The organism is Sphingobium sp. LB126 (assembly GCF_002795205.1).
Lineage (GTDB): Bacteria > Pseudomonadota > Alphaproteobacteria > Sphingomonadales > Sphingomonadaceae > Sphingobium > Sphingobium chungbukense.
This window is the reverse complement of record NZ_NETV01000001.1, coordinates 2331132-2357956: the sequence shown is the minus strand read 5'-3', so window position 1 is coordinate 2357956 and position 26825 is coordinate 2331132. Positions and strand designations below refer to the sequence as shown.

The following is a 26825-nucleotide window of genomic DNA, read 5'->3' as shown; positions in this document are numbered from 1 at the left end:
CAGACAAAAGGCTTGGAGCGGCGATCTGATTCAATCAGATCGAAAACCGCGCCAAGGCGCACAAAGCGCCAAATTTACCTGTTTCCGCGTTCCCGCTGCGCCCAGGCGTAAAAGGGAAATCCCCCCGCCATCAGCAGGAAGCTGGCGCCACTGGGCACCAGCCCGGCGCCCCAGAGCGTCCATAGCGCATAGCCAAGCCCGATCAGCGCCACCGGAACCACCAGCCGGAACCTGAGCGCCGCCAGCGCGCATCCGACATAGAGCCAGAGCGTGGCCGAGGTCGACAGCAGCGCCATCGCCGTGAACAGCGCGACCAGCCCTTGCAGGCTGTTGGCGATCAGCATCAGCGTCCCCAGCGCGCAGGACAGCAGCAATGCGCGGACCGGCGTGCCGCGTGCGTTGGCTCCCGCCAGCCAGCGCGGCAGTTCGCCGCCCCGCGCCATGGCGAGCGGCACTTCGCCTTGCAACAGAGTCCAGCCGTTGAGGGCGCCAAGGCAACTGATGGTGGCGAAGGCGGCGATTAGATGCGCGGGGCCAGGCGACCAATAATGAGCGACGAAGGCAGCGAAGGGAGAACCGGACTGGCTTTCCGCCGCCGGTAAGGTGAGCGCTATGCCCGAGCAGACGAGCAGATAGATGAGTCCCGTGACCGCCGTGCCGATCAGCGTGGCGCGGGGGATGGTCCGGGCGGGATCGCGCACCTTGTCGGCGGCGACACTGGCGGATTCGAAGCCGAGCAAGGCCCAGAGGGTCAGCGCGGCCGAGGACGTGATCCCGGCGCCGGTGAAACCGTGCGCGGGGAAGGGTGCGACCTCCGCCTTGCCGCTGCCCAGCATGAGGGCGAGCAGGATGAGAACCACGACGATCGGGATCAGCTTGAGCGCGGTGGTGGCGAGCTGGGTCAGGCCCACCGCCCGCGCGCCGATCAGGTTGACGCCGGTCGTGGTCCATAGAAAGGCGATCGATACCAGCGCTCCGACGCCCGGGCGGTTCAGCGCGGGCAGGATGCTGCTGAGATTGGCGGCAGCGGCGACGGCGATGGTGACATTGGTGAAGATCACCGAAATCCAGTAGATCCAGCCGATCGCGAAACCGGCAAGCGGGCCATAGGCGCGGGTGATGAACTGCGCCGTGCCGCCGGCATCGGGCATCAGGACCGTCAACCGCGCGATGACATAGGCCAGGACCAGCGATCCCGCGATGGTGAAGACCCAGCCCGCCACCGCGTCCCAACCAAAGGGCGCGAGCGAGGCAGGCAGCAGGAACACGCCCGACCCGATCATATTGCCCATCACCAGCGCGATGCAGGCGGCAAGACCCAAGGTGCGGCTGGTGGAGGGAGGCATGTTCATGACTCAGCCTGGGGTTCGCGCATCGGCCATTCATGGCCTTATGCGGCGCGCGGCGCAATGGAGGCGGGCGCGGGATTTTCGCAACAAGGCATCGCAAAGCCGGCGTCCGGAAATGACAAGCCCCCCTTCCCCGGCCGGAGTCGGAACATAACCACCCTTCGTGCGATTCCCTTGCGAGAGCGGATCAACCGTATCGGAGGGGCATGGATGGGCAAAAGCCGAACCGCACCAAGCCAGATCGACCTCATCACCCGTTACCGGGAGGTCCGGGCGCTGAGCGAAGCGCTGGCGGCACCGCTTTCAGACGCCGATGCGACGGTGCAGTCCATGGCCGACGCGTCGCCGGCCAAATGGCATCTTGCCCATGCGAGCTGGTTTTTCGAGACCTTCGTACTGCGCGATCATGTGCCGGGCTACACGCCGTTCGATGCCCGCTACGCCTTCCTCTTCAACAGCTATTATGAAGCGGAGGGGCCGCGTCATGCCCGGCCGATGCGGGGGATGCTGACCCGGCCGAGCCTGAAGGACGTTCGCGCCTATCGCGCGCATGTCGACAAGGCGCTGGTCACCGCCCTGCCGATGCTGAAGCCCGAAGTGCAGGCGCTGGTGCTGCTGGGCCTCAACCACGAACAGCAGCATCAGGAACTGATGCTGACCGACATCCAGCATCTGCTGTCCCTGAACCCACTAGAACCCGCGCTGTTCGACGCACCCAATGCCCTGCCCGCGCCGATCCCGGGCCCGCTCCACTGGATCGAGGGGCGGCAGGGACTGGTCGAGATCGGCGACGATGGCAAAGGCGATTTCGCCTTCGATTGCGAGGGCCCCCGCCACAAGGCGGTGTTGCATCCCCACGCGCTGGCCCATCGTCTGATAACCAATGGCGAATGGATCGACTTCATCGAGGATGGCGGTTACGCGCGCACGTCCCATTGGCTGTCGGATGGCTGGGCCTGGGTCCAGGCGGAGGGGATCGAGGCGCCGCTCTACTGGAAACGCAACGAGCAGGGATGGACCCGCTATGGCCTGGACGGCCGCAAGCCGGTCAATCGCGCGGCGCCGGTGACCCATATCAGCCTTTATGAAGCCGATGCCTATGCCCACTGGGCGGGATTCCGGTTGCCCACCGAGGCGGAATGGGAAAGCGCGGCGCTCAATATCGCGCCGACCAGCGGCAACCAGCTCGACGGCGCGGCCTGTCCGCGCGCCCGCGCCGCGGAGGGTGGATCGGCGCTGACGCAGATGTTCGGCGACGTGTGGGAATGGACCGGTAGCGCCTATCGCCCCCATCCCGGCTTCCGTGCCGCCGAGGGCGCGGTGGGCGAATATAATGGCAAGTTCATGTCCGGCCAGTTCGTGCTGAAGGGCGGCAGTTGCGCCACGCCGCGCGGCCATGTCCGGGCGAGCTACCGCAATTTCTTCTACCCCCATCAACGCTGGCAGTTCACCGGACTGCGGCTGGCAAAGGATCTGTAAGGCGATGTTGCTGACCCAGTATGCCCCGCTGTCCCTGCGCGCGCCCGATCCGGCCTTCCGCCGCGACATAGTGGAGGGGCTGTCGCGCACGCCCAAGGCGACGCCGCCCATATGGTTCTACGACCGGCGCGGATCGGAACTGTTCGAGGCGATCACGGACCTGCCGGAATATTATCCGACACGAGCGGAAACCGGATTGCTGGAAAAGCATGGGGCCGATTTTGCCGCTGCCGTGGGAGCGGGACGCGCCGTGGTCGAATTCGGCGCGGGCAGCGCGCGCAAGACGCCCCATCTGCTGCGCGCCATCGACCCGGCCGCCTATGTGCCGATCGACATCAGCGGCGAATTCCTGCACGCCAGCAGTGCCGAACTGGCGTCCGCCTTTCCTGGCCTGCCCGTGTTGCCGGTGGTGGGCGATTTCAACCGCGACCTGCTGCTGCCGGCCGCCGTCGAGGGCCTTCCCCGACTGGGCTTCTTTCCCGGATCGACCATCGGCAATATGGAGCCGGAGGCCGCCGTGGATCTGTTGCGGGCGATGCGGCGATTGCTGGGCGACGATGCGTTGTTGCTGATCGGTATGGACCGCATCAAGGATCGCGAGCGGCTGATCGCGGCCTATGACGATGCGGCGGGGGTGACGGCGGCGTTCAACCTCAACCTGGTCGCCCGCATCAATCGCGAGCTGGAGGGGGACATGCCGATCGACGGCTTTGCCCATCGCGCGATCTGGAACGACGACAAGGCACGGATCGAAATGCATCTGGTGGCGGTGCGGCCGTTGCATTTCCATGTCGCCGGGCAATGTTTCCGCATGGCGGCGGGGGAGACGATCCATACGGAGAGCAGCCATAAATATGGCGCGCGCGACGAAAGACTGCTGCTGCGCGCGGGCGGATGGGAGCCGCGGCACGAATGGACGGACGGTGAAGGCCTGTTTTCGCTGATACTGGCGAAAGCGGGCTGAGCGGGGACAACCGCTATTCGACGACCCTGGCCGACCAGGTGGTGATCCAATGCCAGGCGCCCCGGCATTCGCCCATGGCGCTCGCCTCGACCAGGCGGAAACGCGTGCCGTCCCAGACATAGGATTCGCTGCCGCCGCAATCGCCCAACCCCCTGCCCTTGGCATAGCTTTGCAGGGTGGAGGTCTGCGGCGCCCAACCCGCGTTGACAAGCATCGGATGGCTCGCGTCCTCGCTCCAGCCCGGCGGATAGTCGAAGCTGGCGAAGCGGAAGGCCCGGCGGCCGGGAATGCCGGTGGCGATCACGGGGACGGAGGTGAAATTATAGGCGCCCGCGCCGCACGGCACCAATATCAGCGTCTCTGTCTTCGACAATCGATGCAGGTCGGGCGGCGAGGCAGCATCCTTCATCTCGCCGGCGCAGCCGGTGAATGCGCCGATGGCCGTCAGTTCCTCCCGCCAGAGGGCGGGTGGCGCCGTGCCGGCGGGAATGATCGCGCGCCGGATGGACGGGATTGCAGGTGCAGGTCGCACCGCGCTGCGGGCGAGCGGACCGGTCGCGACGAGCGCCGCCATGGTGCCCGCCCGCCCCTGCCTCGCGTCCATATAGCGCAACGCGGCGGCGGAACCGGCCAAGGACGGCTGATCGATGCGCTTGCCGCCCGAACGGATTTCCATCCCGCCGCCCCGCGCCATGGCAATGGCCAGCGCCGAAGCCTGCGGCCCTTGCAGGCTGGCCTCCCCGTCCACGCTCACCGCGCTGGCGACCTTGCGGCCGTCGATCAGGAAATCCAGCGTCTCCCGCCCCTTGGCATCGCGGCTGACCCGGATTTCAGGATCGGCGGCCGCGTCCGCATCCCGGCTGATACCCAGCATGACGGGGCTGTCGGGCCAGTCGCCTCCCTCGGGCAGCAGGGACACCGCCTCGCACCGGTTGCGGTTGTCGCAACCGATGGTCCAGTCCTTGTAGCTTTCCAATGTGCCCGGCTTCGGCGCTTGCGCGAAAGCCGGCGCCATGACCGCCGACAGCATGACTGTCAGCCCGAATATGCGTTGCGCCCCCATGGGTTAACCATAGCTGGTTTCGTCGGCGACGGGTAGAACTTTCGTTATAGACGCGCAACGGTCAGCGCAGGCTGAGCATCAGCCCCGCCAGTGCCGCGCTCATGAGGTTGGCGAGACTGCCCGCCACCAGCGCCTTGAGCCCCAGCCGCGCGATCACCGGCCGCTGGTTGGGCGCAAGATTGCCCGTGACCGCCATCTGGATCGCAATCGAGCTGAAATTGGCGAAACCGCACAGCGCGAAGGTGACGATCGCGATGGTCGCGGGCGACAGCGCGCCCTGCACCTGGCCCAGATTGATGTAGGCGACGAATTCATTGAGCACGACCTTGGTACCGAACAGGCCGCCCGCGATCTGCGCCTCGTTCCAGGGAATGTTGAGCAGAACCATGACCGGGGAGAAGAGATGGCCGAGCAGTTGCTGGAAGCTGAGGCCGGGATAGCCGAACCAGCCGCCGATGCCGCCCAATATGCCGTTGGCCAGCGCGACGAGCGCCACGAAGGCCAGCACCATGGCGCCGACCGCGACGGCCAGCTTCACGCCGGTCTGCGCGCCCTGGGCGGCGGCCATGATGAGGTTGGCGGGCTTTTCCTCGTCATGAGTGGCGGGCGGCATCGGTTCGCCGGGCGTTCCCCCCGGCAGCAGCGCGGCGGGGCCGGTGTCGCCGATCCGGCTTTCGGGCAGGACGACTTCGGGATGATCGCCGAGCGGCAGTTCGGGCTCGCGCTCCGGCTCGTCGGGCATCATGATCTTCGCCATCAACAGCCCGCCGGGCGCGGACATGAAGCTGGCGGCAAGCAGATAGTCGATCTTGATCCCCATGGAGGCATAGGCCGCCAGGATCGTGCCCGCCACGCCCGCCATGCCGCTGGTCATCACGGCGAAAAGCTGCGGCGGGGTGAGGCCCGCCAGATAGGGGCGGATGACGAGCGGGCTTTCGCTCTGGCCGACGAAGATATTGGCGGCGGCGCAGAGACTCTCGACCTTGGATACGCCCGTCACCTTCTCGATCGCGCCGCCGACCCAGCGGACGATCTGCTGCATGATGCCCAGATAATAGAGGATCGACACCAGGCTGGCGAAGAAGATGATGACCGGCAGCGCGGCGATGGCAAAGCTGGCGCCGCCGATTTCCGGTTTCGCGAGCGGACCGAAGATGAAGTCCGTCCCGGCCTGCGCATAGCCGAGCAGGTTCGACACGCCGTGCGACATGCCCGCGATCACCGCGCGGCCGGCGGGCACATAGAGCACCAGCAGGGCGATGCCCGCCTGCAACAGGAACGCCGCGCCCACGACCCGCGGCCGGATGGCGCGGCGGTTGGAGGACAGGGCGACGGCGATGGCAAGGATCAGCGCGATACCGGCTAGGCCAATGAGAAGGTGCATGAAAAGCTTTCGCGGGAAGAACGAATGGCGCGACCATAATGAGCACGCGGTGGCGAGGCCAGTAGCTTTACGATGTTACAAAGGCGTCACATCGGGACGGCATGCCATGAAAAATGCCGCCCCGTTGCCGGAGCGGCATGATCTTCCTACCGATGGGACGCTTCAGGCGGCAGCCTTGGCCCGCGACATGCGCTTGCGCTCGTTCGGGTCGAGATAGCGCTTGCGCAGGCGGATGTTCTTCGGCGTCACCTCGACCATTTCATCATCGTCGATATAGGCGATCGCCTGTTCCAGCGTCAGCTTGCGCGGCGGCGTCAGGCGGATGCTGTCATCCTTGCCGCTGGCGCGGAAGTTGGTCAGCGCCTTCGACTTCATCGGGTTGACTTCAAGGTCTTCGGGCTTGGCATTCTCACCGATGATCATGCCTTCGTAGAGCGCCTCGCCCACGCCGACCATCAGGATGCCACGCTCTTCGAGAGGACCGAGAGCATAAGCCACCGCTTCGCCCGCGCCATTGGAGATCAGCACGCCATTCTTGCGGCCTTCGATCTTGCCCTTGTGCGGGCCGTACTTCTCGAACAGCCGGTTCATGATGCCGGTGCCGCGCGTGTCGGACAGGAATTCGCCATGATAGCCGATCAGGCCGCGCGAGGGCGCGGAGAAGGTGATGCGGGTCTTGCCGCCACCCGAGGGACGCATGTCGGTCATCTCGGCCTTGCGGATGTTCATCTTGTCGACAACCGTACCGGAAAACTCATCGTCCACGTCGATGACGACGGTTTCATAAGGCTCGGTCTTAGCACCGGTCTCATCCTCACCGAACAGCACGCGGGGGCGCGAAATGCCCAGTTCGAAGCCTTCACGGCGCATGGTTTCGATGAGCACACCCAACTGGAGTTCGCCGCGACCGGCGACTTCGAAGCTGTCCTTGTCATCCGATTCCGTGACCTTGATCGCCACGTTGGATTCGGCTTCGCGCATCAGGCGGTCGCGGATCATGCGGCTCGTCACCTTGCTGCCTTCACGGCCCGCCATCGGCGAATCGTTCACGGCAAAGCGCATCGACAGGGTCGGCGGATCGATCGGCTGCGCTTTGATCGCAGTGGTGACGGCCGGGTCGGCAATGGTGTTCGACACGGTAGCGACGGTCAGACCGGCCAGCGAGATGATGTCGCCTGCCTGCGCTTCATCGACCGGCACGCGGTCGAGGCCGCGGAACGAGAGGATCTTGGACGCGCGACCGGTTTCCAGCACATTGCCATCGGCATCGATCGCATGGATCGGCTGGTTGACCTTCAGCGTGCCGGACTGGACGCGGCCGGTCAGGATACGGCCAAGGAAATTGTCGCGGTCGAGCAGAGTCACCAGGAAGCTGAACGGCGCATCGACGTCCAGCGCCGGCGGCGGCACATGGTCGACGATCTTCTGGAACAGAGGCTCCAGCGTGCCCGAACGCAGCGACGAATCCTCATTGGCGTAGCCATTGCGGCCGGACGCGTAGAGGACCGGGAAGTCGAGCTGTTCGTCGGTGGCATCCAGCGTCACGAACAGGTCGAACACTTCATCCAGCACTTCCTGGATGCGCTCGTCGGGGCGGTCGACCTTGTTGACGACGACGATCGGGCGCAGGCCCAGCGCCAGCGCCTTGCCGGTGACGAACTTGGTCTGCGGCATCGCGCCTTCCGACGAATCGACCAGCAGGACGACGCCGTCGACCATGGAGAGGATGCGCTCCACCTCGCCGCCGAAGTCGGCGTGGCCGGGCGTGTCGACGATGTTGATGCGGGTGCCGTTCCATTCGACCGAGGTGGGCTTCGCCAGGATGGTGATGCCGCGTTCCTTTTCGAGGTCGTTCGAGTCCATCGCGCGTTCCTCGACGCGCTGATTGTCGCGGAAGGTGCCGGACTGGCGGAAAAGCTGGTCGACGAGCGTGGTCTTGCCATGGTCGACGTGCGCGATGATCGCGATATTACGCAGGGACATGAAGCTGCCTTCGGGATATGGGTTTTCCCGGCGGGCACCGCGCCTGTCCAGGATGTTTGCGCGCGCCCCTACAGGAAATGACGCGTTGCGGCAAGCGTTGCGGGCGGGCGGCACGATTGCAATGGCCGGGGCAGGCCTTTAGCGTGCGACGCAGGCTTGCAGCCGAACTGTTCTATATACATATAACAGTGCGAACCCTTGATGGCCCCTGGGAGATGACATGGCTTCGACCGCGCCGACCGCCACCGCTACGACATCAGGCGATACGCTGAACCTGACCCCGCCCGATCCGGTGCCGCCGGTCGCGCCCGAAAAAGCGGCGGGACTGGTGCCCATCGATGACGAGAAGAGGTCGAAACTGGACGAAAAGGTCGATGCCTTCGTCGACGACCTGGTCGCGCAGGACGCCAATTCGCCGGAGTTCGGCCAGCGCGTCGACCAGCTTACCAATATGGGGCGCAAGGAAATCGCGGAGGCCGCCGGGCATTCGAACCGCTTCCTCGACCGGCCGGTGCGCGCGATGGACAGCGACAACAAGGTCGGCGTCGACCTTGCCGAACTGCGCCGGACCATCGAGGATCTGGACCCCGGCAAGCGCGGCAGCCTGACCGCGCCCAAGAAGCTGTTCGGGCTCATCCCCTTCGGCAACCGGATGCGCGATTATTTCGACAGCTACAAAAGCGCGCAGAGCCACATCAATTCGATCCTGGGATCGCTGGCCAGCGGCAAGGACGTGCTGATCAAGGACAATGCCGCCATCGATGTCGAACGGCAGAATATGTGGCAGACGATGGGCCGTCTGGAGCAGATGATCCATATCAGCAAGACGCTCGATGCCCGGCTGGAATCGAAGGCGCTGGAACTGGATTCGACCGACCCGGCCAAGGCGAAGGCGATCCGCGAGAGCGCGCTTTTCTACATCCGCCAGCGCACGCAGGACCTGCTGACGCAGATGGCGGTGACGGTGCAGGGCTATCTGGCGCTCGACCTCGTCAAGAAGAACAATGTCGAACTGGTGAAGGGCGTGGACCGCGCCAGCACCACCACTGTCGCCGCGCTGCGCACCGCCGTGACCGTGGCACAGGCGCTGGTGGGGCAGAAGCTCGTCCTCGAACAGATCACCGCGCTCAACACGACGACCGCGAACATGATCGATTCGACCGGCGAGATGTTGAAGACCCAGACCGCGCAGATCCACGAGCAGGCGGCGTCCAGCACCATTCCCATCGAGACGCTGCAACGCGCCTTCCAGAATATCTACGACACGATGGACAATATCGACACGTTCAAGATGAAGGCGCTGGAGAATATGAAGACGACGGTGAACACGCTGTCGAACGAGGTCGAGAAGTCGAAGGGCTATATCGCACGGGCCGAGGGGCAGGCGCAGGCCGCGCAACAGGCCCGTGCCGACAATCCGCTGCTGAGTGCGATCGAGGCCTGATGCGATGAGCCGTTCCGACCGCGTGCTGGCCGATGCCGAAGCGGTGCTGCGCCGCCATAGCGAGCGCGGACAGAGCCTGTCGGCGCGTGCCCGGCAACGGCGCAACGCGGCGCTGATGCGCAAGGTCAAATATGCCTTCTGGGCCATCATGGCCGTGCTGGTGGCGAGCACCCTCGCCGGCTTCATCGCGCCGATCGGCACGACCGGGGTGATGATCGCGCTGGGCGTCATGCTGGCGGCGGTGCTGCTGATCGGGGCGATGCCCGGCGAGCGGCGCGTCCGCACCGAGGCGCTGGCGGATACCGCGCTCACCGCCTTGCCGCTCCAGGCCGAAATCTGGCTGGAAAACCAGCGCAAGGCCCTGCCCGCCCCCGCGGTCACGCTGGTCGACAGCATCGGCGTCAAGCTGGAGACGCTGGCGCCGCAACTCGAACGGCTGGGGGAACAGGAACCGGCGGCGCAGGAAATCCGGAAATTGCTCTCCGATCATCTGCCCGAACTCGTCACCGGCTATCAATCCATCCCCGAACCGCTGCGGCGCGAGGAACGCAATGGCCGTGTGCCGGAAAAGCAGTTGATCGAGGGGCTGAGCGTCATCGACGCGGAAATCGCCCGGATGAGCGAGACACTGGCGAGCGGCGATCTCGACAAGCTGGCGGTGCAGAACCGTTTCCTGGAACTGAAATATCAGGAGGCGAAGGAACTGGGTCAGTAGAACCCTTTTCCTTCAGGACCGTTCTATTGTCGTCATGATCCATCTGACGCTGATCATCGTCGACTTCCTGACCGGCCTGCTGGCGGCCGGAGCATGGGCGCTCGCCACGGCAGGAGGGGCGATTGCGGCTCTGGTGGCCGGCGGGCTGACAGGTGCTGCGATGTTCCGCAAATGGCGGCAAAGGGAATGAGGCGGCCGGTCAGTAGCCCTCGATCCAGGCGGTCATCGCCGACTGGGTCAGCGGCTGGCTGAACTGGATGCCGAAGCGCTTGCCATTGGCCCATATCACCCGGCCGCTGGCTTCCTGTCCCTGGCCCTCGACGGTCAGGAAGGTGCCGGCCGCCGGCGGCGTCTCGCAATGGGCGAGCGCTCCGGAGCAGGACAGGTCCAGGAAATGCGCCCGCGCCGCCATGCCGCCGAAGTGCAGCGCCACCGGCTCGAACATCTTGTGACGCGGATCGTGCCGCCGCTGTCCGGCAGCGGCCGTCGATTCAACCATTTCCTGTCCCTCTCCCGAAGGCCCTGTTCTTCACGAAGAGAGCTAAGGCGTCCGCCGAATCATGGCTGGCTGGCCATTAACCATAATCCACATCAGGGAAAGCGCCGAATGCGGTGGCCGGTCAGGAGCGCAGGGCGCACGGCACGATCGCGGCCGGATCGGGGCGCGCGGCAGCCCGCTTGAACCGGGCGAAATAGCCGCCTGCCGTCGGCTTGGGCACCAGTTCCTCCAGCCGGAAACCCATGGCCGCCAGTTCGCAGGCGAGCAGGCGGGGCGGCGTACCATGCTGATCAGTCGGCCGGTTGGCGTCGACCACGATCAACTCGCCGCCGGGCTTGAGCGCGGGGCTGAGATTCCAGAGGAAGGCGTAGGGCTCGGCAATTTCATGATACATATGGACCATGAGGATACGGTCGAAGCTGTTCTCCGGCAGCTTCGGGTCCTCCGGCGCGCCCAGCTTGACGCTGACATTGCGCCAGTCCTCCCGCGTGATGCGGCGGCTGAGCGCCTCTATCACCTCGGGCATGATGTCCTCGGCCAGCACACGGCCCCTGTCGCCGACCCTTTTGGCGAGACGCACGGTGTAATAGCCCTCGCCCGCGCCGATGTCCGCCACCGTCATGCCGGAGCGGATGCCAGCGCGGTCCATGATGTCCTCGGCTTCGTTCACCCGATCGCGCGCTTCCTCACTGGACCAGCGGGTCGAGACGATCGGCGCCACCGGGCGGTCGGCGCGCGGAAAGGCGCGGGCGGCGGCCGGGCGCTCGCTGTTCTTGTCCGACGAGAACGGGCCGCAGCCCGCCAGCAAAGCCAAGCATGCTGGCAGGATTCCGGCCGGCAGCGCCGGAGCCTTCATCAGTCGACATCCTCCACATCGACCTTCTCGCCCGTCACCTTCTGGCTGAGCGCGGCCGCCATGAAGGGATCGAGCGCGCCGTCCAGCACATCGTCGGGCGAGGTGGAGGTGACGCCGGTGCGCAAATCCTTCACCAACTGATAGGGCTGGAGGACATAGGAGCGGATCTGATGGCCCCAGCCGATCTCGGTCTTGGCCTGATAGTCGGTCGAAGCGGCTTCCTCCCGGCGGCGCAGTTCGGCTTCGTAGAGGCGCGCCTTCAGCATGTTCATCGCGGTGGCGCGGTTCTTGTGCTGCGACCGGTCGTTCTGGCTGGCGACGATGATGCCGGAAGGAACGTGCGTGATGCGGACCGCCGAATCCGTCGTGTTGACGTGCTGCCCGCCGGCACCCGAGGCGCGATAGGTGTCGATCTTGAGGTCGCTTTCATTGACCTCGATCTCGATATTATCGTCGATCACCGGATAGACCCACACCGAGGAGAAGCTGGTGTGGCGGCGCGCCGAGCTGTCATAGGGGCTGATGCGGACCAGGCGGTGCACGCCGCTTTCGGTCTTGGCATAGCCATAGGCATTCTCGCCCTTGAACAGGAAGGTGGCGGACTTGATACCCGCCTGGTCGCCTGCCTGATAATCCACCAGCTCGACCTTGTAACCGCGCCGTTCGGCCCAACGGCGGTACATGCGGCTGAGCATTTCCGCCCAGTCCTGGCTTTCCGTCCCGCCCGCGCCCGCATGGATTTCCAGATAGGTGTCGCTGGCGTCCGCCTCCCCGGCCAGCAGCGCCTTGATCTTGTCCTCGTCGGCGCGGTCGGCCAGCGCCTTCAGCGAGGCGATGGCTTCGTTGACCATGTCCTCGTCACCCTCCGCATCGGCCATTTCGATGAGTTCGGCGGTATCGGTCTTCTCGCTCTCGATCGCGCGGGTGGCGCCGATGGCGGCGTCGAGCCGTGTGCGTTCGCGCATCACTTCCTGCGCCTGTTTCTGATTGTCCCAAAGCGTCGGATCCTCGACGCGGGCGTTCAGTTCGTCAAGGCGGCGAAGGGCGCGGTCCCAGTCGAGGAAGCGGCGCAGCAGATCCAGCGCGGCGTCGATGCGGTCGATATATTGCTGCGCTTCGGCGCGCATGGGAGGTCTCCAGAATGTCGGGGCGCTTGGCCGTCAGGACAGGCAAACGCATCAAGCCCCTGCCCCTATCCGAGGGCGGTGGATTTGGGAAGATTCAATCCTTGTCGGCGTGCGCGGAAGGATTGGCTGGAATGGGCCATTTTATGGCGAAGTTCACACTGTATGCGCGCGCGTGCCTGCCCGCGCGTAGGCGGAGGCGGGGTTTTTATCGGACGTTTCAAAGAGGGATGCGGGATAGAGCGGTGGGTGCGGAATAGGACAGGCTGAATGGGCGGCTGTTGGAAAAATAGGATGTTTTTTGAGGAACGCTGTTGCGGTTGGGTTACCTATTCTTCCGAGTCAGGGTCGGGGAATGGCCGGTTGCCACCAGTCAGCACACGTGCTCCTGCGGAGGCAGGAGCACGTGTGCTTCAAGGAAAGCTGAAGGCAGCACTCCGCCCTAACCCGCGTTCAATAAATCCCACCCTGATCCTGCAGGAAGTCGCTGTCGGTGCGCTGGTGGCGCTGGACCGTGGCTTCGATGCGGGCGGCGGCCTTGTCTTGCGCGGCCACCTCTTCCTTACGGATCGAGCGGCGGGGTTCGGATTCGGGCTTGAACGCTTCCCAGATCACGGCGGGCTTGGGCTCGTCGGTCGGCCAGACGCCGTAGACGCGCTTGCCCGAGCGGCGGTCGATCGTGACCATGCGGATGCCCGCGGGCGCGACGAAGGGCGTCTTGGGCATGGTTTCGAGCACCGGGGTCATCGCCGCCTTCCAGATCGGCGCGGCGACGCGGCCGCCCTGCGCCCAGCCGCCCAGGCTCCTCGGCTGGTCATAGCCGATATAGACGCCCGCCACGATGTCCGGCGATCCGCCGACGAACCAGACGTTGGTCGGGCCGTTGGTGGTGCCGGTCTTGCCGAACAGCGGGCGCTTGAGGTCTGCCAGGACCGTGGCGGTGCCGCGCTGTATGACGCCCTCGGCAATATGCACGACCTGATAGGCGGTCATCGGGTTCATCACCTGCCGCCCCTCAAAGCCGAAGCGGGGCATCGGCTTGCCGTCCCAATTGGCCATGTTGCAGCCGTCGCACGCGCGCCAGCGCAGCGGCCAGATCACCTTGCCGCGCCGGTCCTGCACATAGTCCATCAGCTTGGGGCTGAGCTGCCGTCCCTGGTTGGCGAGCATCGCATAGGCGTTCACCATCCGCTCGACCGTGGTTTCGCCTGCTCCCAAGGCAAAGGAGAGATAGGGCTGGTAATCCCCGATCCCCATCGCCTTGATCGTGCGGACGACGCGGTCCATGCCGGTCTGGCTGGCGGCGCGCACCGTCATCAGGTTGCGCGACTGCTCGACGCCCCAGCGCATGGTCTGCGGCCCGGCGCTGCCGCCGGTGAAGTTGCGGAAGCATTTCTGGCCCAGGCCCGCGCCCTGATAGACGCACAAGGGGCCGTCGACGATGATCGAGGCCGGGGTCATGCCGTTGTCCAGCGCGGCGGCATAGACGAAGGGCTTGATGGTCGACCCCGGCTGGCGCATCGCCTGCGTCGCGCGGTTGTAGGAGGACAGGCGATTGTCGAAGCCGCCCTGCATGGCGCGGACGCGGCCCGAATGGGTTTCCTCGACCACCATGCCGCCGGAGACTTCGGGCACGTTGCGCAGCGCCCATGACGAACCATTGCGCGCCACCACGATCAGGTCGCCGGGCTTCATCGCGGCGAAGGCCGGACCGCCGCTCTTGCGATAGGGCAGTTGCGCCGCGTCGGCGGGCAGCGTGCCGGTCGATCCATCGGAAAAGCCGATCTGCGCCGCGGAGGAATCGCGGTTGACGATCACGGCCACGCGCCATCCGGCATAGTCGACGTCGATATAGCTGGCCGCCAGTTCGCGCTGCCAGCCGCGCGCCATGTCGACCTTGCCGACCGGACCGGACCATCCCTTGCCCGCGTCGAAGCGGAGCAGGCCGTTGCGCAGCGCCGTCGTCGTCAGATCCTGCATCTTCGGATCATAGGGGCTGCGCACCCAGAGGCCGCCGGCATAGACGCTGTTGGGGCCATCTTCCGCCTTTTCGCCGAAGAGCTGGATCAGGCGGCGGCGCACCTCCTCCATATAATAGCCGCCGGCGCGGGCGTCGAAGCTGGAGCCATGGGCCGCCACCGTGCCGAGCGGCTGGGCCTGCGCCTCATCGCGTTGGGCTTTCGTGATCCAGCCATTCTTGGCCATTTCTCCCAGTGCCCAGTTGCGGCGTTCCAGAGCGCGTTCATGGCCGGTCGGGCTTTCAGGCCGGTAATTGGCCGGCCCCTTGGGCAGGATCGCCAGATAGGCCATTTCGTGGAGCTTGAGGTCGCCCACATCCTTGTCGAAATAGGCCCGCGCCGCTGCCTGAACGCCATAGGCGTTGCGGCCGAGGAATATCTGGTTGAGATAGAGTTCGAGGATCTGCTGCTTGGTCAGCACCCCCTCCATGCGATAGGCGAGGATCATTTCCTTCACCTTTCGGGTCGGCGAATATTCGTCGCCGATAAGGAGGTTCTTCGCCACCTGCTGCGTGATGGTGGAGCCGCCTCGCGCGCGCTGGCCCGATCCGATCTTGGTCGCATAGTCGAACACCGCGCCGAAGAAGCCGGGAATGTCGACGCCATGATGTTCGAAGAAGGTCTTGTCCTCCGCCGACAGATAGGCGCGGATCAGGAGCGGCGGATAGTCGCTATACTGGAGCTGCACCCGGCGTTCGCGGGCATAGCTGTGGACCGGCTGGCCGTCGGTGTCGCGCACGATGGTCGGCAGCGGCGGCTCATATTCCAGCAGCGTCGCGGCATCGGGCAGGCCGCGCGCGAAGAGCAGCCAGAAGGCGGCATAGGCCAGCAGCAGCCCGCCCAAGCCGACCGCGATCCAGCGGAACCAGCGCTTGTTCCAATGGGGCTGGAGACGCTGCCGAAAGTCGCTTGCGCCACGGCGCAGGCGCTGGCTGAAGGACGATGCGGCGTTTTCTGGGCGAGCCTCTTCCATGATGGTCGAGGCTGTAGGGTCAAAAATCGTTTAGCGCCAGAGCGGATCGACGGACCATTCAACCGCCTGCCCCATCCCCGCCCGCCGCCAGCCTGCGCGCGAAATGCACCTCGATCGCACGGGCGACGCCGCGGGCAATGTTCGCCTGCCCCTCTTTCGACGCGAGGAACGCCGCGTCGGCGGTGTTGGAAATATAGCCGGTTTCGAACAGCACCGATGGCGTGTCCGGCGCCTTGAGCACCATCAACGAGGCGAAGCGATGCGCCGTATTGCGGAACGGGACATAGGGCGCCGCCTCCCGCTGGAGCAGGCGGGCGAAGCTGACCGAGATGTTCATCGATTCCCGCTGGGTCAGGTCGATCAGGATCGAGGACACGTCACTGGACTGGCCACCCAGATTGACGCCGTTCAGCACATCGGCCTTGTTTTCACGCGCGGCAAGGCGCGCAGCTTCGCGGTCGGAGGCGGTTTCGGACAGGGTGTAGACGGTCGCGCCCCGGGCGATGGCATCGTCCGCCGAATCGGCGTGGATGGAGATGAAGAGGTCCGCATTCAGCTTGCGGGCAATGCCATAGCGTTCCTGGAGTATCAGGAAATGATCGTCATTGCGGGTCAGCGCGACACGCACCCGGCCTGATTTCACCAGTTGATCGCGGACCGCCTGGGCGATGGCGAGCGTCACATCCTTTTCCCGTTCGCCATTTTCGCGGTTGACGGCGCCCGGATCATGGCCGCCATGGCCGGCATCGATCACCACCAGCGGCCGGGAGGCATCGCGCGGCCCCTCCACCGGCGGCAGCGAGAGGCCGCGTGCCACCGGCGGGATCGGAACGGTGATGCTGTGGAGACGCCTGGCCGGGCGCGGCGCCATATGCGCGGGTTGATCGAAGCGCATGTCCGTCCGATCGCCGTCGCGAAGGATGGCGGAAAGCGGGGCGCCGGAGAGGATCATGCTTGCGAGCGCAAGACTTTGGAACATGAACCGCTTGTGCAACGCATGGACCATGGCCGTCCAGCCCCATTTCATGCCGCCTTTCCGCCTGGCATTCGCGCGGGGAAGCCGGCGTTGGGCATCCTTTCCTTTCGCGGGGCGGAATAGAGGGTTAACGCCTTCTTCACCATGATATGGTCAACGGTTGCCGGTGAAGTTCCAGCAGGCAACAATATTTCAAGGGGCCGTTGCCCCGGTGCATTTTGACTGCTACCCATTCACATTCCTGAGAGGCTCGCCCATATTGCGCCAGCCCTTCGGGGCATTTCACGATGGCATCGGCGGCCGCCCAAGCGTCCGGCACGATGCACGAACAGGTTGACGCTGCATGAGGCATGATTTCCAATCCACGCTTGCCCCGGTTCCGGGCGATGCGGCGTGGTTGGTGGTGTCCGGCACCTTGTCCGGCCCTGCCCCAGCAGCAGACGCGCAGCTTTTCCTACAAAACCGGGCGATGCAGCAATTCGCGCCGCCCCCCTGCTATCGCGTGGCAGCCCGGCCCAGCGCCGCTGGCCGTCCACGCCGGAGAACAATGAATGACAATGCGTATGCTGATCGATGCGCGCCACCGGGAAGAGACCCGGGTCGCGGTCGTCAAAGGTAACCGGATCGAGGAATTCGACTTCGAATCGGCCGAGCACAAGCAGCTCAAGGGCAATATCTATCTCGCCAAGGTGACGCGCGTGGAACCGTCGCTCCAGGCGGCGTTCGTCGATTATGGCGGCAACCGCCACGGCTTCCTGGCTTTCAGCGAAATCCACCCGGACTATTACCAAATCCCGCGTGAAGACCGCGAGGCGCTGCTGCGCGAGGAGCGCGAGCATGCCGAGGAAGAGGCCGCGCTGCGCGCCGATTATGACGATGACGACGATCATGCCGGAGCGTCCGACGGCGGGCTGGAAGTCGTCGAGGCCACCCATCATCATGACGATGATGAGCATGAAGGCGAAGGAGCGGGCGGCGAAACCGCCGACACTGGCCGGAACGGCCGGGGCCGTCGCGGCAAGGGCGACGAAGCCGCCGACGAACTGCGCCGCAAGCGCATGGCGCTGCGCCGCCGCTACAAGATCCAGGACGTCATCAAGCGCCGCCAGGTGCTGCTGGTGCAGGTCGTCAAGGAGGAGCGCGGCAACAAGGGTGCGGCGCTGACCACCTATCTGTCGCTGGCCGGCCGATATTGCGTGCTGATGCCCAACACGTCGCATGGCGGCGGGATTTCGCGCAAGATTTCCAACGCCGCCGACCGCAAGCGGCTGAAGTCGATCATCGCGGAGATGGCGCTGCCCTCGACCATGGGCTGCATCGTCCGCACCGCGGGCCTCCAGCGCACCAAGCCGGAGATCAAGCGCGACTTCGACTATCTCGCCCGGCTGTGGGACGAGATCCGCGAAAAGACGCTGAAGTCGGACGCCCCCGCGCTGATCCACAATGACAGCGACCTCATCAAGCGCGCGATCCGCGATATCTACAACAAGGATATCGAAGAGGTCATCGTCGAGGGCGAATATGGCTATAAGGCCGCCAAGGACTTCATGAAGCTGCTGATGCCGAGCCATGCCCGGCGCGTGAAGCAATATGCCGACGCGGTGTCGCTGTTCCAGCGCGCCAGCGTCGAGGACCAGCTCGCGGCGATGTACAATCCCGTCGTGCAGTTGAAGTCCGGCGGCTATCTGGTCATCAACCCGACCGAGGCGCTGGTGTCGATCGACATCAACTCAGGGAGATCGACCCGCGAGCATGGCATCGAGCAGACCGCCGTTGCCACCAACCTGGAGGCCGCGCGCGAGATCGCCCGGCAGCTCCGCCTGCGCGACATGGCGGGTCTGGTCGTCATCGACTTCATCGACATGGAGATGAACTCCAACATCCGTAAGGTCGAGAAGGCGATGAAGGAGGCGCTGAAGGACGATCGCGCCCGCATCCAGGTCGGCCGCATCTCGGGCTTCGGCCTGATGGAAATGAGCCGTCAGCGCCTGCGCACCGGCGTCCTGGAAGCCTCCACCCGCCAGTGTCCGCATTGCGAAGGCACGGGCCTCGTCCGCACCGCTTCGTCGGCGGGCCTGGGCGCGCTGCGCATGCTGGAAGAGGAAGCGGCGCGCGGTCGCGGCTCCCTCATCACCCTGCGCGCCAGCCAGGAAGCGGCCTTCTACGTCCTCAACAACAAGCGCCACGAGCTGGACGAGATCGAGCAGCGCTATGGCGTGCGCATCGCGATCCTGCCCGATGGCGAAATCGAGGGCGCGCGCATGTCGGTCGAGGCCAGCGGGCCGCGTCCGGAGCGCGTCGTCGACTATACGCCGATGGTCGAGGAAGAAGATGATCTCGATATCGTCGAGGAACTGGACGAGGAAGAGGTCGAGGAAGTCGAAGCCGCGCATGAGGATCGCGCCGAGCGGGGCGAGGACCGTGAAGGCGGTCGCCGCCGCCGTCGCCGTCGTCGCCGTCGCGGCGGCCAGCGCGACGAGCATCGTGCCGACGCTTCCGGCGAGGAAGGGGCCGAGGAAACCGAGGCAGCCGACGAGGAAGCCGACATCGAGGACGAAGCCGAAGCCGCACCGGCCGAGGCTGCCGCCGAGGGTGAGGGCGAAGGTCGCCGCCGTGGTCGCCGTGGTCGCCGGGGCGGACGCCGCCGTCGCGAAGCGGGCGAAGGCGGGGCCGAAGAGGCCGTGACCGAAGCCGAGGAAGCGACCGAGGTGGTCGAGGCCGCGCCGGAACCCGTTGTGGAAGCGGTTGCCGAAGCGCCTGCCGAAGAGGAAGCGCCCAAGACCCGCCGCCGTCCCCGCGCCCGCAAGGCAAAGGAAACCGCCGCCCCCGCCGCTGAAGCGGTAGAGGCCGTGGTGGAAACGCCCGTCGAAGCCGCACCGGAAGCCCCGGCTGCGGAAGAGGCGCCGGTCAAGCCCAAGCGCACCCGCCGCAAGAAGGCCGATCCGGTGGTCGAGGAAGCCGCCGTCGCCGAGGTCGTGCCGGTCGCGGAAGAGGCGCCGGTCAAGCCCAAGCGCACCCGCCGCAAGAAAGCCGATCCGGTGGTCGAGGAAGCCGCCGCCGAAGTCGCGCCGGTTGCCGAAGCGCCCGCCGAATTGGCCGAATCGGTCACGGTGAATAGCGATGCCGAGGCCGCCGGTGAAGGCGAGGGTGAGGACGGCGCGCCGCGCCGCGGCTGGTGGCAGCGCACCTTCGGTCAGTAAACGGATACGGGATGATGAAGGACGCCGCCGTCTTGCCGGTTCAAACGGTCAGACGGCGGCGTTTTCATTTCAGCGGCAGTTCATCCCGGCCATGGCATCCCCTGGCATCGATGCGACAATCCCCCCTGCCCCGGACCGCTCTCCCACGCCGGATCGCCCAGGCATGAATGCCCGCTGGCTTCGTCTCGCCGCCGTGGCCCTGACGTCCCTCGCTTTGCTGGCGCGTCCGGCGGCGGCGCAGCAGATCCTGCGGGATGCGGAAACGGAAGCCTTCATGGCCGACATGTCCGCGCCGCTGGTCAAGGCCGCGGGGATGGAACCCCGCAATGTCCAGGTGCTGGTCATCAACGACCCCGACATCAACGCCTTCGTCGCGGGCGGCCAATATGTCTGGGTGCATAGCGGACTGATCGCGGCGGCCGACAACGTTAACCAGGTGCAGGGCGTGGTCGCACACGAACTCGGCCATATCGAGGGCGGCCATGTCATTCGCTATGGCGAGGGGATGAAGGAGGCGACCGGCATCACGCTGCTCAGCCTGGTCCTGGGCGCGGCGGCGATCGCGGCGGGCGGTGCCGAAGCGGGCATGGGCATCCTTGGCATGGGACAGCAGGCGGCGATGGGCAAGTTCCTCGCCTTTTCCCGAACACAGGAAAGCTCCGCCGACCTGGCCGGCGCGCGCTATCTCAGCAAGGCGGGGATTTCGGGCAAGGGCAGCCTGGAATTCTTCAAGAAGCTGCAGAACCAGGAATATCGGCTCGCCATCCCGCAGGACGACAGCTATGGCCGCACCCACCCGCTGTCGGGCGAGCGCATCAATGTGCTGCGCGAGGTCTATACGGTCGATCCCGCCTGGGACAAGCCGATGGACCCGAAGCTGGAGGCGCGGTTCGAGCGGATCAAGGCGAAGCTGGTCGGCTTCGTGTCGGAGCCCAATCAGACCCTGCTCAAATATCCGGAAAGCGACCAGTCGATCCCGGCCCATTATGCGCGCGCCTATGCCTGGCACAAGAGCGCCTATCCGGACAAGGCGCTCAGCGAGGTCGACGCGCTGCTGACCGCCGCGCCGCACGATCCCTATTTCCTGGAATTGAAGGGACAGGTGCTGCTGGAAAGCGGCAAGCCTGTCGATGCGATCCCGCCCTTGCGCGAAGCGGTGCAACTCACCAACCAGCCGCTGATCGCCACGCTGCTCGGCCATGCGCTGATCGCGACGGAGAATGACGCCAATTTCGCGGAGGCGGAGAAGGTGCTGCGCAACGCCATCGCGCGGGATCGGGAGAATCCCTTTGCCTGGTATCAACTGGGTGTCGTCTACGAGCATCGCGGCGATATTCCCCGCGCGGCGCTGGCGACGGCGGAACGCTATTCGATGATGGGTGACGACCAGATGGCGCTGCGCAGCGCGGACGCGGCGATGCAGGGGTTGAAGCCGGGAACGGTTGACTATCTGCGCGCGCAGGATATCGCCATGGTTTCCCGCGCCGCCGTCGAGCAGAAGCGAAAGAAGAAATGACAGACCAATCGCGGCCCGGCTTTCGCGCGGCGCTTTCCAACAGGACCATATTGATGACCCTTGGCGTTTTCGCCTTCATCGCCGCGACCGCGACGGGCGCCGCGCTCGGCACGCAGAGCACCGGCCGCGTCGATGCCAGCGACAAGGCGGCGATCGAGCAGATCGTGCACGACTATATTCTGGAGCATCCGGAGATCATTCCGCAGGCGGTCGAGAAATTGCAGGCCAAGCGCATGACGGGCACGATCGACGCCAGCCGCCAGACCATCGAAACGCCCTATGCGGGGGCGTGGGAAGGCGCGGCCAAGGGCGATGTGACGGTGGTCGAATTTTTCGACTATGCCTGCGGCTATTGCCGGGCGTCGCTGCCCGATCTGGCGAAGCTGGTGGGTGAGGACAAGGGGGTGAAGGTCGTCTATCGCGAGCTGCCGATCCTGTCCGACGCGAGCATCGATGCCGCGAAAGTGTCGCTGCTGGCGGCGGAGAAGAACCAGTATATGCCCTATCACCGCGCGCTCTATGCGGCGGGGAAGGTGACGCGGGAAACGATCCTCGCTGCCGCGGCGAAGGTCGGGATCGATGCGAAGGCGGCGGAAGCGGCCATTGCGGACAGCAGATATAATGCGGAAATCCAGTCGAATATCGGCCTTGCGCAAAAATTGCAGGCGTCCGGCACGCCGACCTTCGTGATCGGGAAGCAGGTGCTGAACGGCGCGGTGGGATATGATGCGCTCAAGGCGGCCGTGGCGGCCGCACGGGGGAAGTAAGCGGCGATTTCGGGTGGATTCTTGCTTCTGGCCCGTCTTCCCCGCGGAAGCTGCGATCGCGGGCGGGAACGCACATGCCAGCCCTTAGGGGATCCCCGCTTTCGCTGGGGTGAGGGATGTTGCCGACGTCCGCAAATGGCCGAACCGCACTCGTCCGTGGACAATGCTTAAAAGCGTCTTCCCCCCTCCTCCGCCATTGACTCGGCTTCCCCTTTTGCCTATCGGACGCCCCCTGACATGCGGCCGCCCGACCGGCGGCCCTTTTTTGTCACGCCCGATTCTTATAGTTTTTTGAGGAATGAACGATGAAGCGCACCTATCAGCCGAGCAATCTGGTTCGGAAGCGCCGTCACGGTTTCCGCGCCCGCATGGCGACCCCCGGCGGCCGCAATGTGATCCGCGCACGCCGTTCGCGCGGCCGCAAGAGCCTGAGCGCCTGAACGACGCGCCGCTGAACAGCGCGCCTGCCGTCATGGGCAAGCGCGCCGATTTTCTGGCGGCGAATCGTGGGCGGCGCGCCCCCATGCCGGGCTTTGTCCTGCTGGTGCGCGAACGTGGCGACGGCGATCCGGCGATGCGTTACGGCATCACGGTCACGAAAAAGATTGGCGGCGCTGTCGTCCGTAACCGGATGAAGCGCCGTTTTCGCGTTCTGGCGCGCGAGTTGCTGCCCCTGCATGGCGTGGCGGGCGCCGATCATGTGCTGATCGGCCGGTCCGAAGGGATTGAGCGCGATTTCGGCCTGCTGCGCGCCGAGATGGCGAAGGCGCTGGGTAAGGTCATGTCGCGGCCAGCCGGTGATACTCGCGGCCGCCCCGGCAAGAAAGCGGCTCATCCGAAGAGCGACGTGCTCCTGCGCAGGCAGGAGCCCAGTTCAGAGGCAGAGACAAAAGGCAATGGCGGGACTGGGTTCCTGCCTGTGCAGGAACACGGAGCGGAAAAGCCGTGATCGGCCGCCTGCTCATCCTGATCGCCCGTTTCTGGCAGCTTGGTCCCTCGCGGATTTTGCCGCCCAGTTGCCGCTATGCCCCCTCCTGCTCGGAATATGCGATCCAGGCGATCCGCAAATATGGTGCGGTGAAGGGTAGCTGGCTGGCCACGAAGCGGCTAATGCGATGCCACCCTTGGGGCGGTTCGGGTTACGACCCGGTCCCCTGACACAAGAATTTCACAGACACGGCGGAGCCGATAAGCGTGGACGACAAGAAGAATATTGTTCTGGCGGTGCTGCTGACCGCGGCGATCCTGTTCGGCTGGCCTTATGTCGCCAAGCATTTCTTCCCCGCCGCCAATCCGCCCGCGACCAAGATCGAGGGCGGCAAGACCACGCCGCTCAATGCTTCCGGCACCGCTCCGGCCGCCGAAGGCCCCGCCGCGATCCGCGACCTGGCGCTTGTCCTGCGGGACAGCCCGCGCGTGCCCATCCGCACGCCGAAGATCACCGGATCGATCAACCTGAAGGGCGCGCGCATCGATGATATCGTGCTGCCGACCTACAAGGAGACGATTGCCAAGGATTCGCCGGCGATCCGCCTCTACAGCCCCAGCGGTACGAAGGAAGCCTATTTCGCGGGCTTCGGCTGGCAGGGCGAGGGTCTCAAGACCCCCGACAGCAATGCCGTCTGGACCGCGAGCGGCAAGGAACTGACCCCGACGAGCCCCGTCACGCTGACGTGGAGCAATGGCGCGGGCCAGACCTTCGAAATCCGCTATTCCATCGACGAAAATTACATGATCACCGCGCAGCAGAAGGTGTCGAACAGCGGCGCCGGAGCGGTAGGCGTGAAAAGCTATGGCTATGTCAGCCGGGCGCATCCCTCTGCCGATCCGGACACCTGGACCATCCATGTCGGACCGATGGGCGTGTTCAACGGCGCCGCCAATTATGATGTGAATTACAAGGACCTCGCCAAGGGTCCGGCGACCCAGAGCTTCCAGTCGACCGGCGGCTGGATCGGCTTCACCGACAAATATTGGCTCTCCGCGCTGGTGCCCGACCAGAGGGCCGCCTTCACCGGCCAGATGCGCAAGGGTGAGGGTACGCAATATCAGACCGACGTGTCGCTCGCGCCGATGATGCTCGCGCCCGGCAAGGCGGTGACGCAGACCAACCGGCTGTTCGTCGGCGCCAAGGAAGTGAAGACGCTGCAAGCCTATGAGCGGGCGGGCATTCCGCTGTTCGACCGGGCGATCGACTGGGGCTGGTTCTACTGGTTCGAACAGCCGATCTTCGCGCTGCTGCACTGGCTGTTCACGGTCATCGGCAATTTCGGCGTGGCGATCATCTGCCTGACCTTCGTGGTCCGGGGCCTGATGTTCCCCGTCGCCCAGCGCCAGTTCGCCAGCATGGCGGCGATGCGCGCGGTGCAGCCCAAGATGAAGGCGTTGCAGGAGAAACATAAGGACGACAAGCAGAAGCTCCAGCAGGAGATGATGGAGCTGTACAAGCGCGAGAAGGTCAATCCGCTCGCCGGCTGTCTGCCGATCTTCATCCAGATTCCGATCTTCTTCGCGCTGTACAAGGTGTTGCAGCTCACGATCGAAATGCGTCACCAGCCCTTCGCGCTGTGGATCAAGGATCTCTCCGCGCCCGATCCGCTGCATATCGTGAACCTGTTCGGTCTGCTGCCGTTCACGCCGCCTGCCTTCCTGGGCATCGGCCTGCTGGCGCTGGCTCTGGGCATCAGCATGTATTTCCAGTTCAAGCTGAACCCGGCGCAGATGGACCCGATGCAGCAGCAGGTGTTCGCGATCATGCCGTGGATGATGATGTTCATCATGGCGCCCTTCGCGGCGGGCCTGCTGGTCTACTGGATCACCAACAACTGCCTGTCGATGTTGCAGCAATGGTGGCTTTACAAGCGCCACCCGCAATTGAACGCCGCAGAAGCGAAATAAGGCCGGATTGGTGAACGAACAGGAAGCGACCGACCAGAATTTGGCCGACCTTATCGAGGAAGCGCGCAAGGTCTTTGCCGGGCCGATCGCCTTCCTCAAATCCGCGCCCGATTTGAAATTCCTGCCTGACATGGCGGTGAATGAGGTCGCCTTTGCCGGGCGGTCCAATGTCGGCAAGTCATCGCTGCTGAATGCGCTGACCAATCGCAATGGGCTGGCGCGGACGTCCAACACGCCGGGGCGGACGCAGGAGCTGAACTTCTTCGATGTGGGCGATCCGCTGCGGTTCCGGCTGGTCGACATGCCGGGTTATGGCTACGCCCGCGCGCCCAAGGACATGGTGCGCAAATGGCGGTTCCTGGTGAACGACTATCTGCGCGGGCGAGCGAAGCTGAAGCGGACGCTGGTGCTGATCGACAGCCGCCATGGGATCAAAGATGTCGATACCGATATTCTCGACATGCTGGATGCGGCGGCGGTCAGCTATCGCATCGTGCTGACCAAGGCGGACAAGGTGAAGGCCAGCCATCTGGCCGAGGTGAAGCAGGCCGTGGCCGAGGCGATCCGCAAGCGCCCCGCCGCGCATCCCGACATCATCGCGACATCGAGCGAGAAGGGCATGGGACTGCCGGAACTGCGTGCGGCTGTGCTGGAAAGTGTGACACAGGGATAAGGCATTCTGAAGTTGGCTGGAACAGCCAACGGCTCGCGGAATGCGATAACAAGGACAGCTGCCATGACCGACGATGATTATGTCTATGACGAGGCGAGCGGCGAATGGATCAGCGCGGCAGAAGCCGCTGAGAAGGCCAGTGCCGCCGAGACGGTCGAGGTCCGCGACGCGGTCGGCAATCTGCTGAACGACGGCGATCAGGTCACGCTGATCAAGGATCTGGTCGTCAAGGGCGCGGGCCAGACGTTGAAGCGCGGGACGCTGATCAAATCGATCCGGTTGACCGGCGATCCCCAGGAGATCGATTGCCGCCATGATGGCATCAAGGGACTGGTGCTGCGGGCGGAGTTCGTGCGCAAACGCTGATGCACCGTCAGAACAGCTTGTACTGACCGCTGCCGTTGAGGCGCCAGGTCGCCAGCGTTTCATGGTGCGTGCGGCCGACATGGCTGCACACCAGCATGAACTGGTCGACATGCCAGCTGAAGCCTTCGACCCGCCGCTGCTCCGGCGGGCCATCGCGATAGAAGAGCGTCTGATGCGGGCTGAAGCTCCACCCGGGGCGGGATAGCACCCCTGCCCCCTTCATGGCCGTCGCGATCTGCCGCTGGAGCGCATTCAACAACGGCACGCTATGCGAGGGGCGCAATGCCGCCGATCGATTGCCGATACTGAGCCGGTCCAGCCGCAGATCGAAGGGCTCGGCCTTTATCCCGGTACCCGCGCGCAGCAGCGCCTTGATGACCGCGTAGGGATAATCGTCATAATCGCAGCTGATGGCGAGCGTCACATGCTGATGCTCGACCGCGATGCGCCGGGCGTCGCCCGCAATGGTTTCCGCGAAATGATCGGTCTGGCGCGCGATCAGCAGGCTGGGCTTGAGCGCATAGAAGAGACGGAAGAGGCTTTGGCTGGGGCGGCTTTCCATGGCCTTGTCTCCATGC

At 65.1% G+C, this 26825-nt stretch carries 24 protein-coding genes; 14 read left to right on the top strand and 10 right to left on the bottom strand.

From position 1 onward, the window contains the following. Positions 1-74: 74 nt before the first annotated feature. Positions 75-1352: an amino acid permease gene (locus CAF53_RS11535; protein ID WP_100238117.1), complete on the bottom strand. Its 1278-nt coding sequence runs from the start codon at positions 1350-1352 to the stop codon at positions 75-77. Between the two features lie 207 nt (positions 1353-1559). Here CAF53_RS11535 and egtB point away from each other — a divergent pair, with 207 nt between their 5' ends. Next, positions 1560-2828, top strand: a complete 1269-nt coding sequence (egtB, locus tag CAF53_RS11530; protein WP_100238116.1) for an ergothioneine biosynthesis protein EgtB — start codon at positions 1560-1562, stop codon at positions 2826-2828. Between the two features lie 4 nt (positions 2829-2832). Beyond that, a complete protein-coding gene (gene egtD / locus CAF53_RS11525; protein WP_046763554.1) occupies positions 2833-3792 on the top strand; it encodes an L-histidine N(alpha)-methyltransferase in 960 nt (319 codons plus the stop codon). A gap of 13 nt (positions 3793-3805) precedes the next feature. On the opposite strand, the gene CAF53_RS11520 is transcribed toward egtD, so the two are convergent. From CAF53_RS11520 to typA, 3 genes are all read right to left on the bottom strand, one after another. Further along, on the bottom strand, positions 3806-4855 hold the full coding sequence (locus CAF53_RS11520; RefSeq protein WP_100238115.1) for a DUF1176 domain-containing protein: 1050 nt from the start codon (positions 4853-4855) through the stop codon (positions 3806-3808). Between the two features lie 61 nt (positions 4856-4916). After that, positions 4917-6239 (bottom strand): NupC/NupG family nucleoside CNT transporter, encoded by a 1323-nt coding sequence (locus tag CAF53_RS11515; RefSeq protein ID WP_046763556.1) that lies wholly within the window; start codon positions 6237-6239, stop codon positions 4917-4919. Between the two features lie 162 nt (positions 6240-6401). Beyond that, positions 6402-8222, bottom strand: a complete 1821-nt coding sequence (gene typA / locus CAF53_RS11510) for a translational GTPase TypA (protein ID WP_100238114.1) — start codon at positions 8220-8222, stop codon at positions 6402-6404. Between the two features lie 220 nt (positions 8223-8442). On the opposite strand from typA, the gene CAF53_RS11505 reads away from it, so the two are divergent. From CAF53_RS11505 to CAF53_RS27515, 3 genes are read left to right on the top strand one after another with little or no spacing between them, the layout of a single operon-like run. After that, positions 8443-9666, top strand: a complete 1224-nt coding sequence (locus tag CAF53_RS11505; RefSeq protein ID WP_100238113.1) for a toxic anion resistance protein — start codon at positions 8443-8445, stop codon at positions 9664-9666. Positions 9667-9670: 4 nt separating this feature from the next. Continuing rightward, complete coding sequence (locus CAF53_RS11500; RefSeq protein WP_046763559.1) at positions 9671-10381, top strand: hypothetical protein; 711 nt, start codon at positions 9671-9673, stop codon at positions 10379-10381. Positions 10382-10415: 34 nt separating this feature from the next. Then, positions 10416-10571 (top strand): hypothetical protein, encoded by a 156-nt coding sequence (locus tag CAF53_RS27515; RefSeq protein ID WP_197707394.1) that lies wholly within the window; start codon positions 10416-10418, stop codon positions 10569-10571. A gap of 9 nt (positions 10572-10580) precedes the next feature. On the opposite strand, the gene CAF53_RS11495 is transcribed toward CAF53_RS27515, so the two are convergent. The 5 genes from CAF53_RS11495 to CAF53_RS11475 all read right to left on the bottom strand — a co-directional run bounded on the left by CAF53_RS11495 (position 10581) and on the right by CAF53_RS11475 (position 16878). Further along, positions 10581-10880 (bottom strand): PilZ domain-containing protein, encoded by a 300-nt coding sequence (locus tag CAF53_RS11495; RefSeq protein WP_046763560.1) that lies wholly within the window; start codon positions 10878-10880, stop codon positions 10581-10583. Positions 10881-11001: 121 nt separating this feature from the next. Further along, on the bottom strand, positions 11002-11736 hold the full coding sequence (locus CAF53_RS11490; protein WP_100238112.1) for a methyltransferase domain-containing protein: 735 nt from the start codon (positions 11734-11736) through the stop codon (positions 11002-11004). After that, complete coding sequence (gene prfB, locus CAF53_RS11485) at positions 11736-12863, bottom strand: peptide chain release factor 2 (protein ID WP_046763562.1); 1128 nt, start codon at positions 12861-12863, stop codon at positions 11736-11738. The genes CAF53_RS11490 and prfB overlap by 1 nt, the downstream gene beginning before the upstream one ends. A gap of 450 nt (positions 12864-13313) precedes the next feature. Then, the gene (locus CAF53_RS11480; RefSeq protein ID WP_100238111.1) at positions 13314-15851 is read right to left on the bottom strand and encodes a transglycosylase domain-containing protein; all 2538 of its coding nucleotides are present in this window, start codon (positions 15849-15851) and stop codon (positions 13314-13316) included. 58 nt (positions 15852-15909) lie between these two features. After that, positions 15910-16878: an N-acetylmuramoyl-L-alanine amidase gene (locus CAF53_RS11475; protein WP_046763564.1), complete on the bottom strand. Its 969-nt coding sequence runs from the start codon at positions 16876-16878 to the stop codon at positions 15910-15912. A 500-nt stretch (positions 16879-17378) separates the two neighbouring features. Here CAF53_RS11475 and CAF53_RS11470 point away from each other — a divergent pair, with 500 nt between their 5' ends. The 9 genes from CAF53_RS11470 to CAF53_RS11430 all read left to right on the top strand — a co-directional run bounded on the left by CAF53_RS11470 (position 17379) and on the right by CAF53_RS11430 (position 26247). Further along, entirely contained in the window at positions 17379-20027 is a 2649-nt protein-coding gene (locus CAF53_RS11470) for a ribonuclease E/G (RefSeq protein WP_242443422.1), read from the top strand. Positions 20028-20190: 163 nt separating this feature from the next. Beyond that, positions 20191-21543, top strand: a complete 1353-nt coding sequence (locus tag CAF53_RS11465; protein WP_046763566.1) for a M48 family metalloprotease — start codon at positions 20191-20193, stop codon at positions 21541-21543. Next, positions 21540-22310 (top strand): DsbA family protein, encoded by a 771-nt coding sequence (locus tag CAF53_RS11460; protein WP_046763567.1) that lies wholly within the window; start codon positions 21540-21542, stop codon positions 22308-22310. Before CAF53_RS11465 ends, CAF53_RS11460 begins: the two co-directional genes overlap by 4 nt. A gap of 305 nt (positions 22311-22615) precedes the next feature. After that, positions 22616-22750, top strand: coding sequence for a 50S ribosomal protein L34 (rpmH, locus tag CAF53_RS11455; protein ID WP_013848777.1), 135 nt, complete (start codon positions 22616-22618; stop codon positions 22748-22750). A gap of 32 nt (positions 22751-22782) precedes the next feature. Further along, positions 22783-23259, top strand: coding sequence for a ribonuclease P protein component (rnpA, locus tag CAF53_RS11450; RefSeq protein WP_232307508.1), 477 nt, complete (start codon positions 22783-22785; stop codon positions 23257-23259). Further along, a complete protein-coding gene (gene yidD / locus CAF53_RS11445; protein WP_046763690.1) occupies positions 23256-23468 on the top strand; it encodes a membrane protein insertion efficiency factor YidD in 213 nt (70 codons plus the stop codon). The genes rnpA and yidD overlap by 4 nt, the downstream gene beginning before the upstream one ends. A gap of 36 nt (positions 23469-23504) precedes the next feature. Further along, positions 23505-25208: a membrane protein insertase YidC gene (gene yidC, locus CAF53_RS11440; protein ID WP_100238110.1), complete on the top strand. Its 1704-nt coding sequence runs from the start codon at positions 23505-23507 to the stop codon at positions 25206-25208. Positions 25209-25218: 10 nt separating this feature from the next. Further along, complete coding sequence (yihA, locus tag CAF53_RS11435; protein ID WP_046763691.1) at positions 25219-25881, top strand: ribosome biogenesis GTP-binding protein YihA/YsxC; 663 nt, start codon at positions 25219-25221, stop codon at positions 25879-25881. Between the two features lie 63 nt (positions 25882-25944). Further along, the gene (locus CAF53_RS11430) at positions 25945-26247 is read left to right on the top strand and encodes an alkylphosphonate utilization protein (protein WP_046763569.1); all 303 of its coding nucleotides are present in this window, start codon (positions 25945-25947) and stop codon (positions 26245-26247) included. A 7-nt stretch (positions 26248-26254) separates the two neighbouring features. Here the strand turns inward: CAF53_RS11430 and CAF53_RS11425 are convergent, their stop codons facing one another. Next, positions 26255-26809, bottom strand: coding sequence for a 2'-5' RNA ligase family protein (locus tag CAF53_RS11425; protein ID WP_046763570.1), 555 nt, complete (start codon positions 26807-26809; stop codon positions 26255-26257). Positions 26810-26825 lie beyond the last annotated feature (16 nt).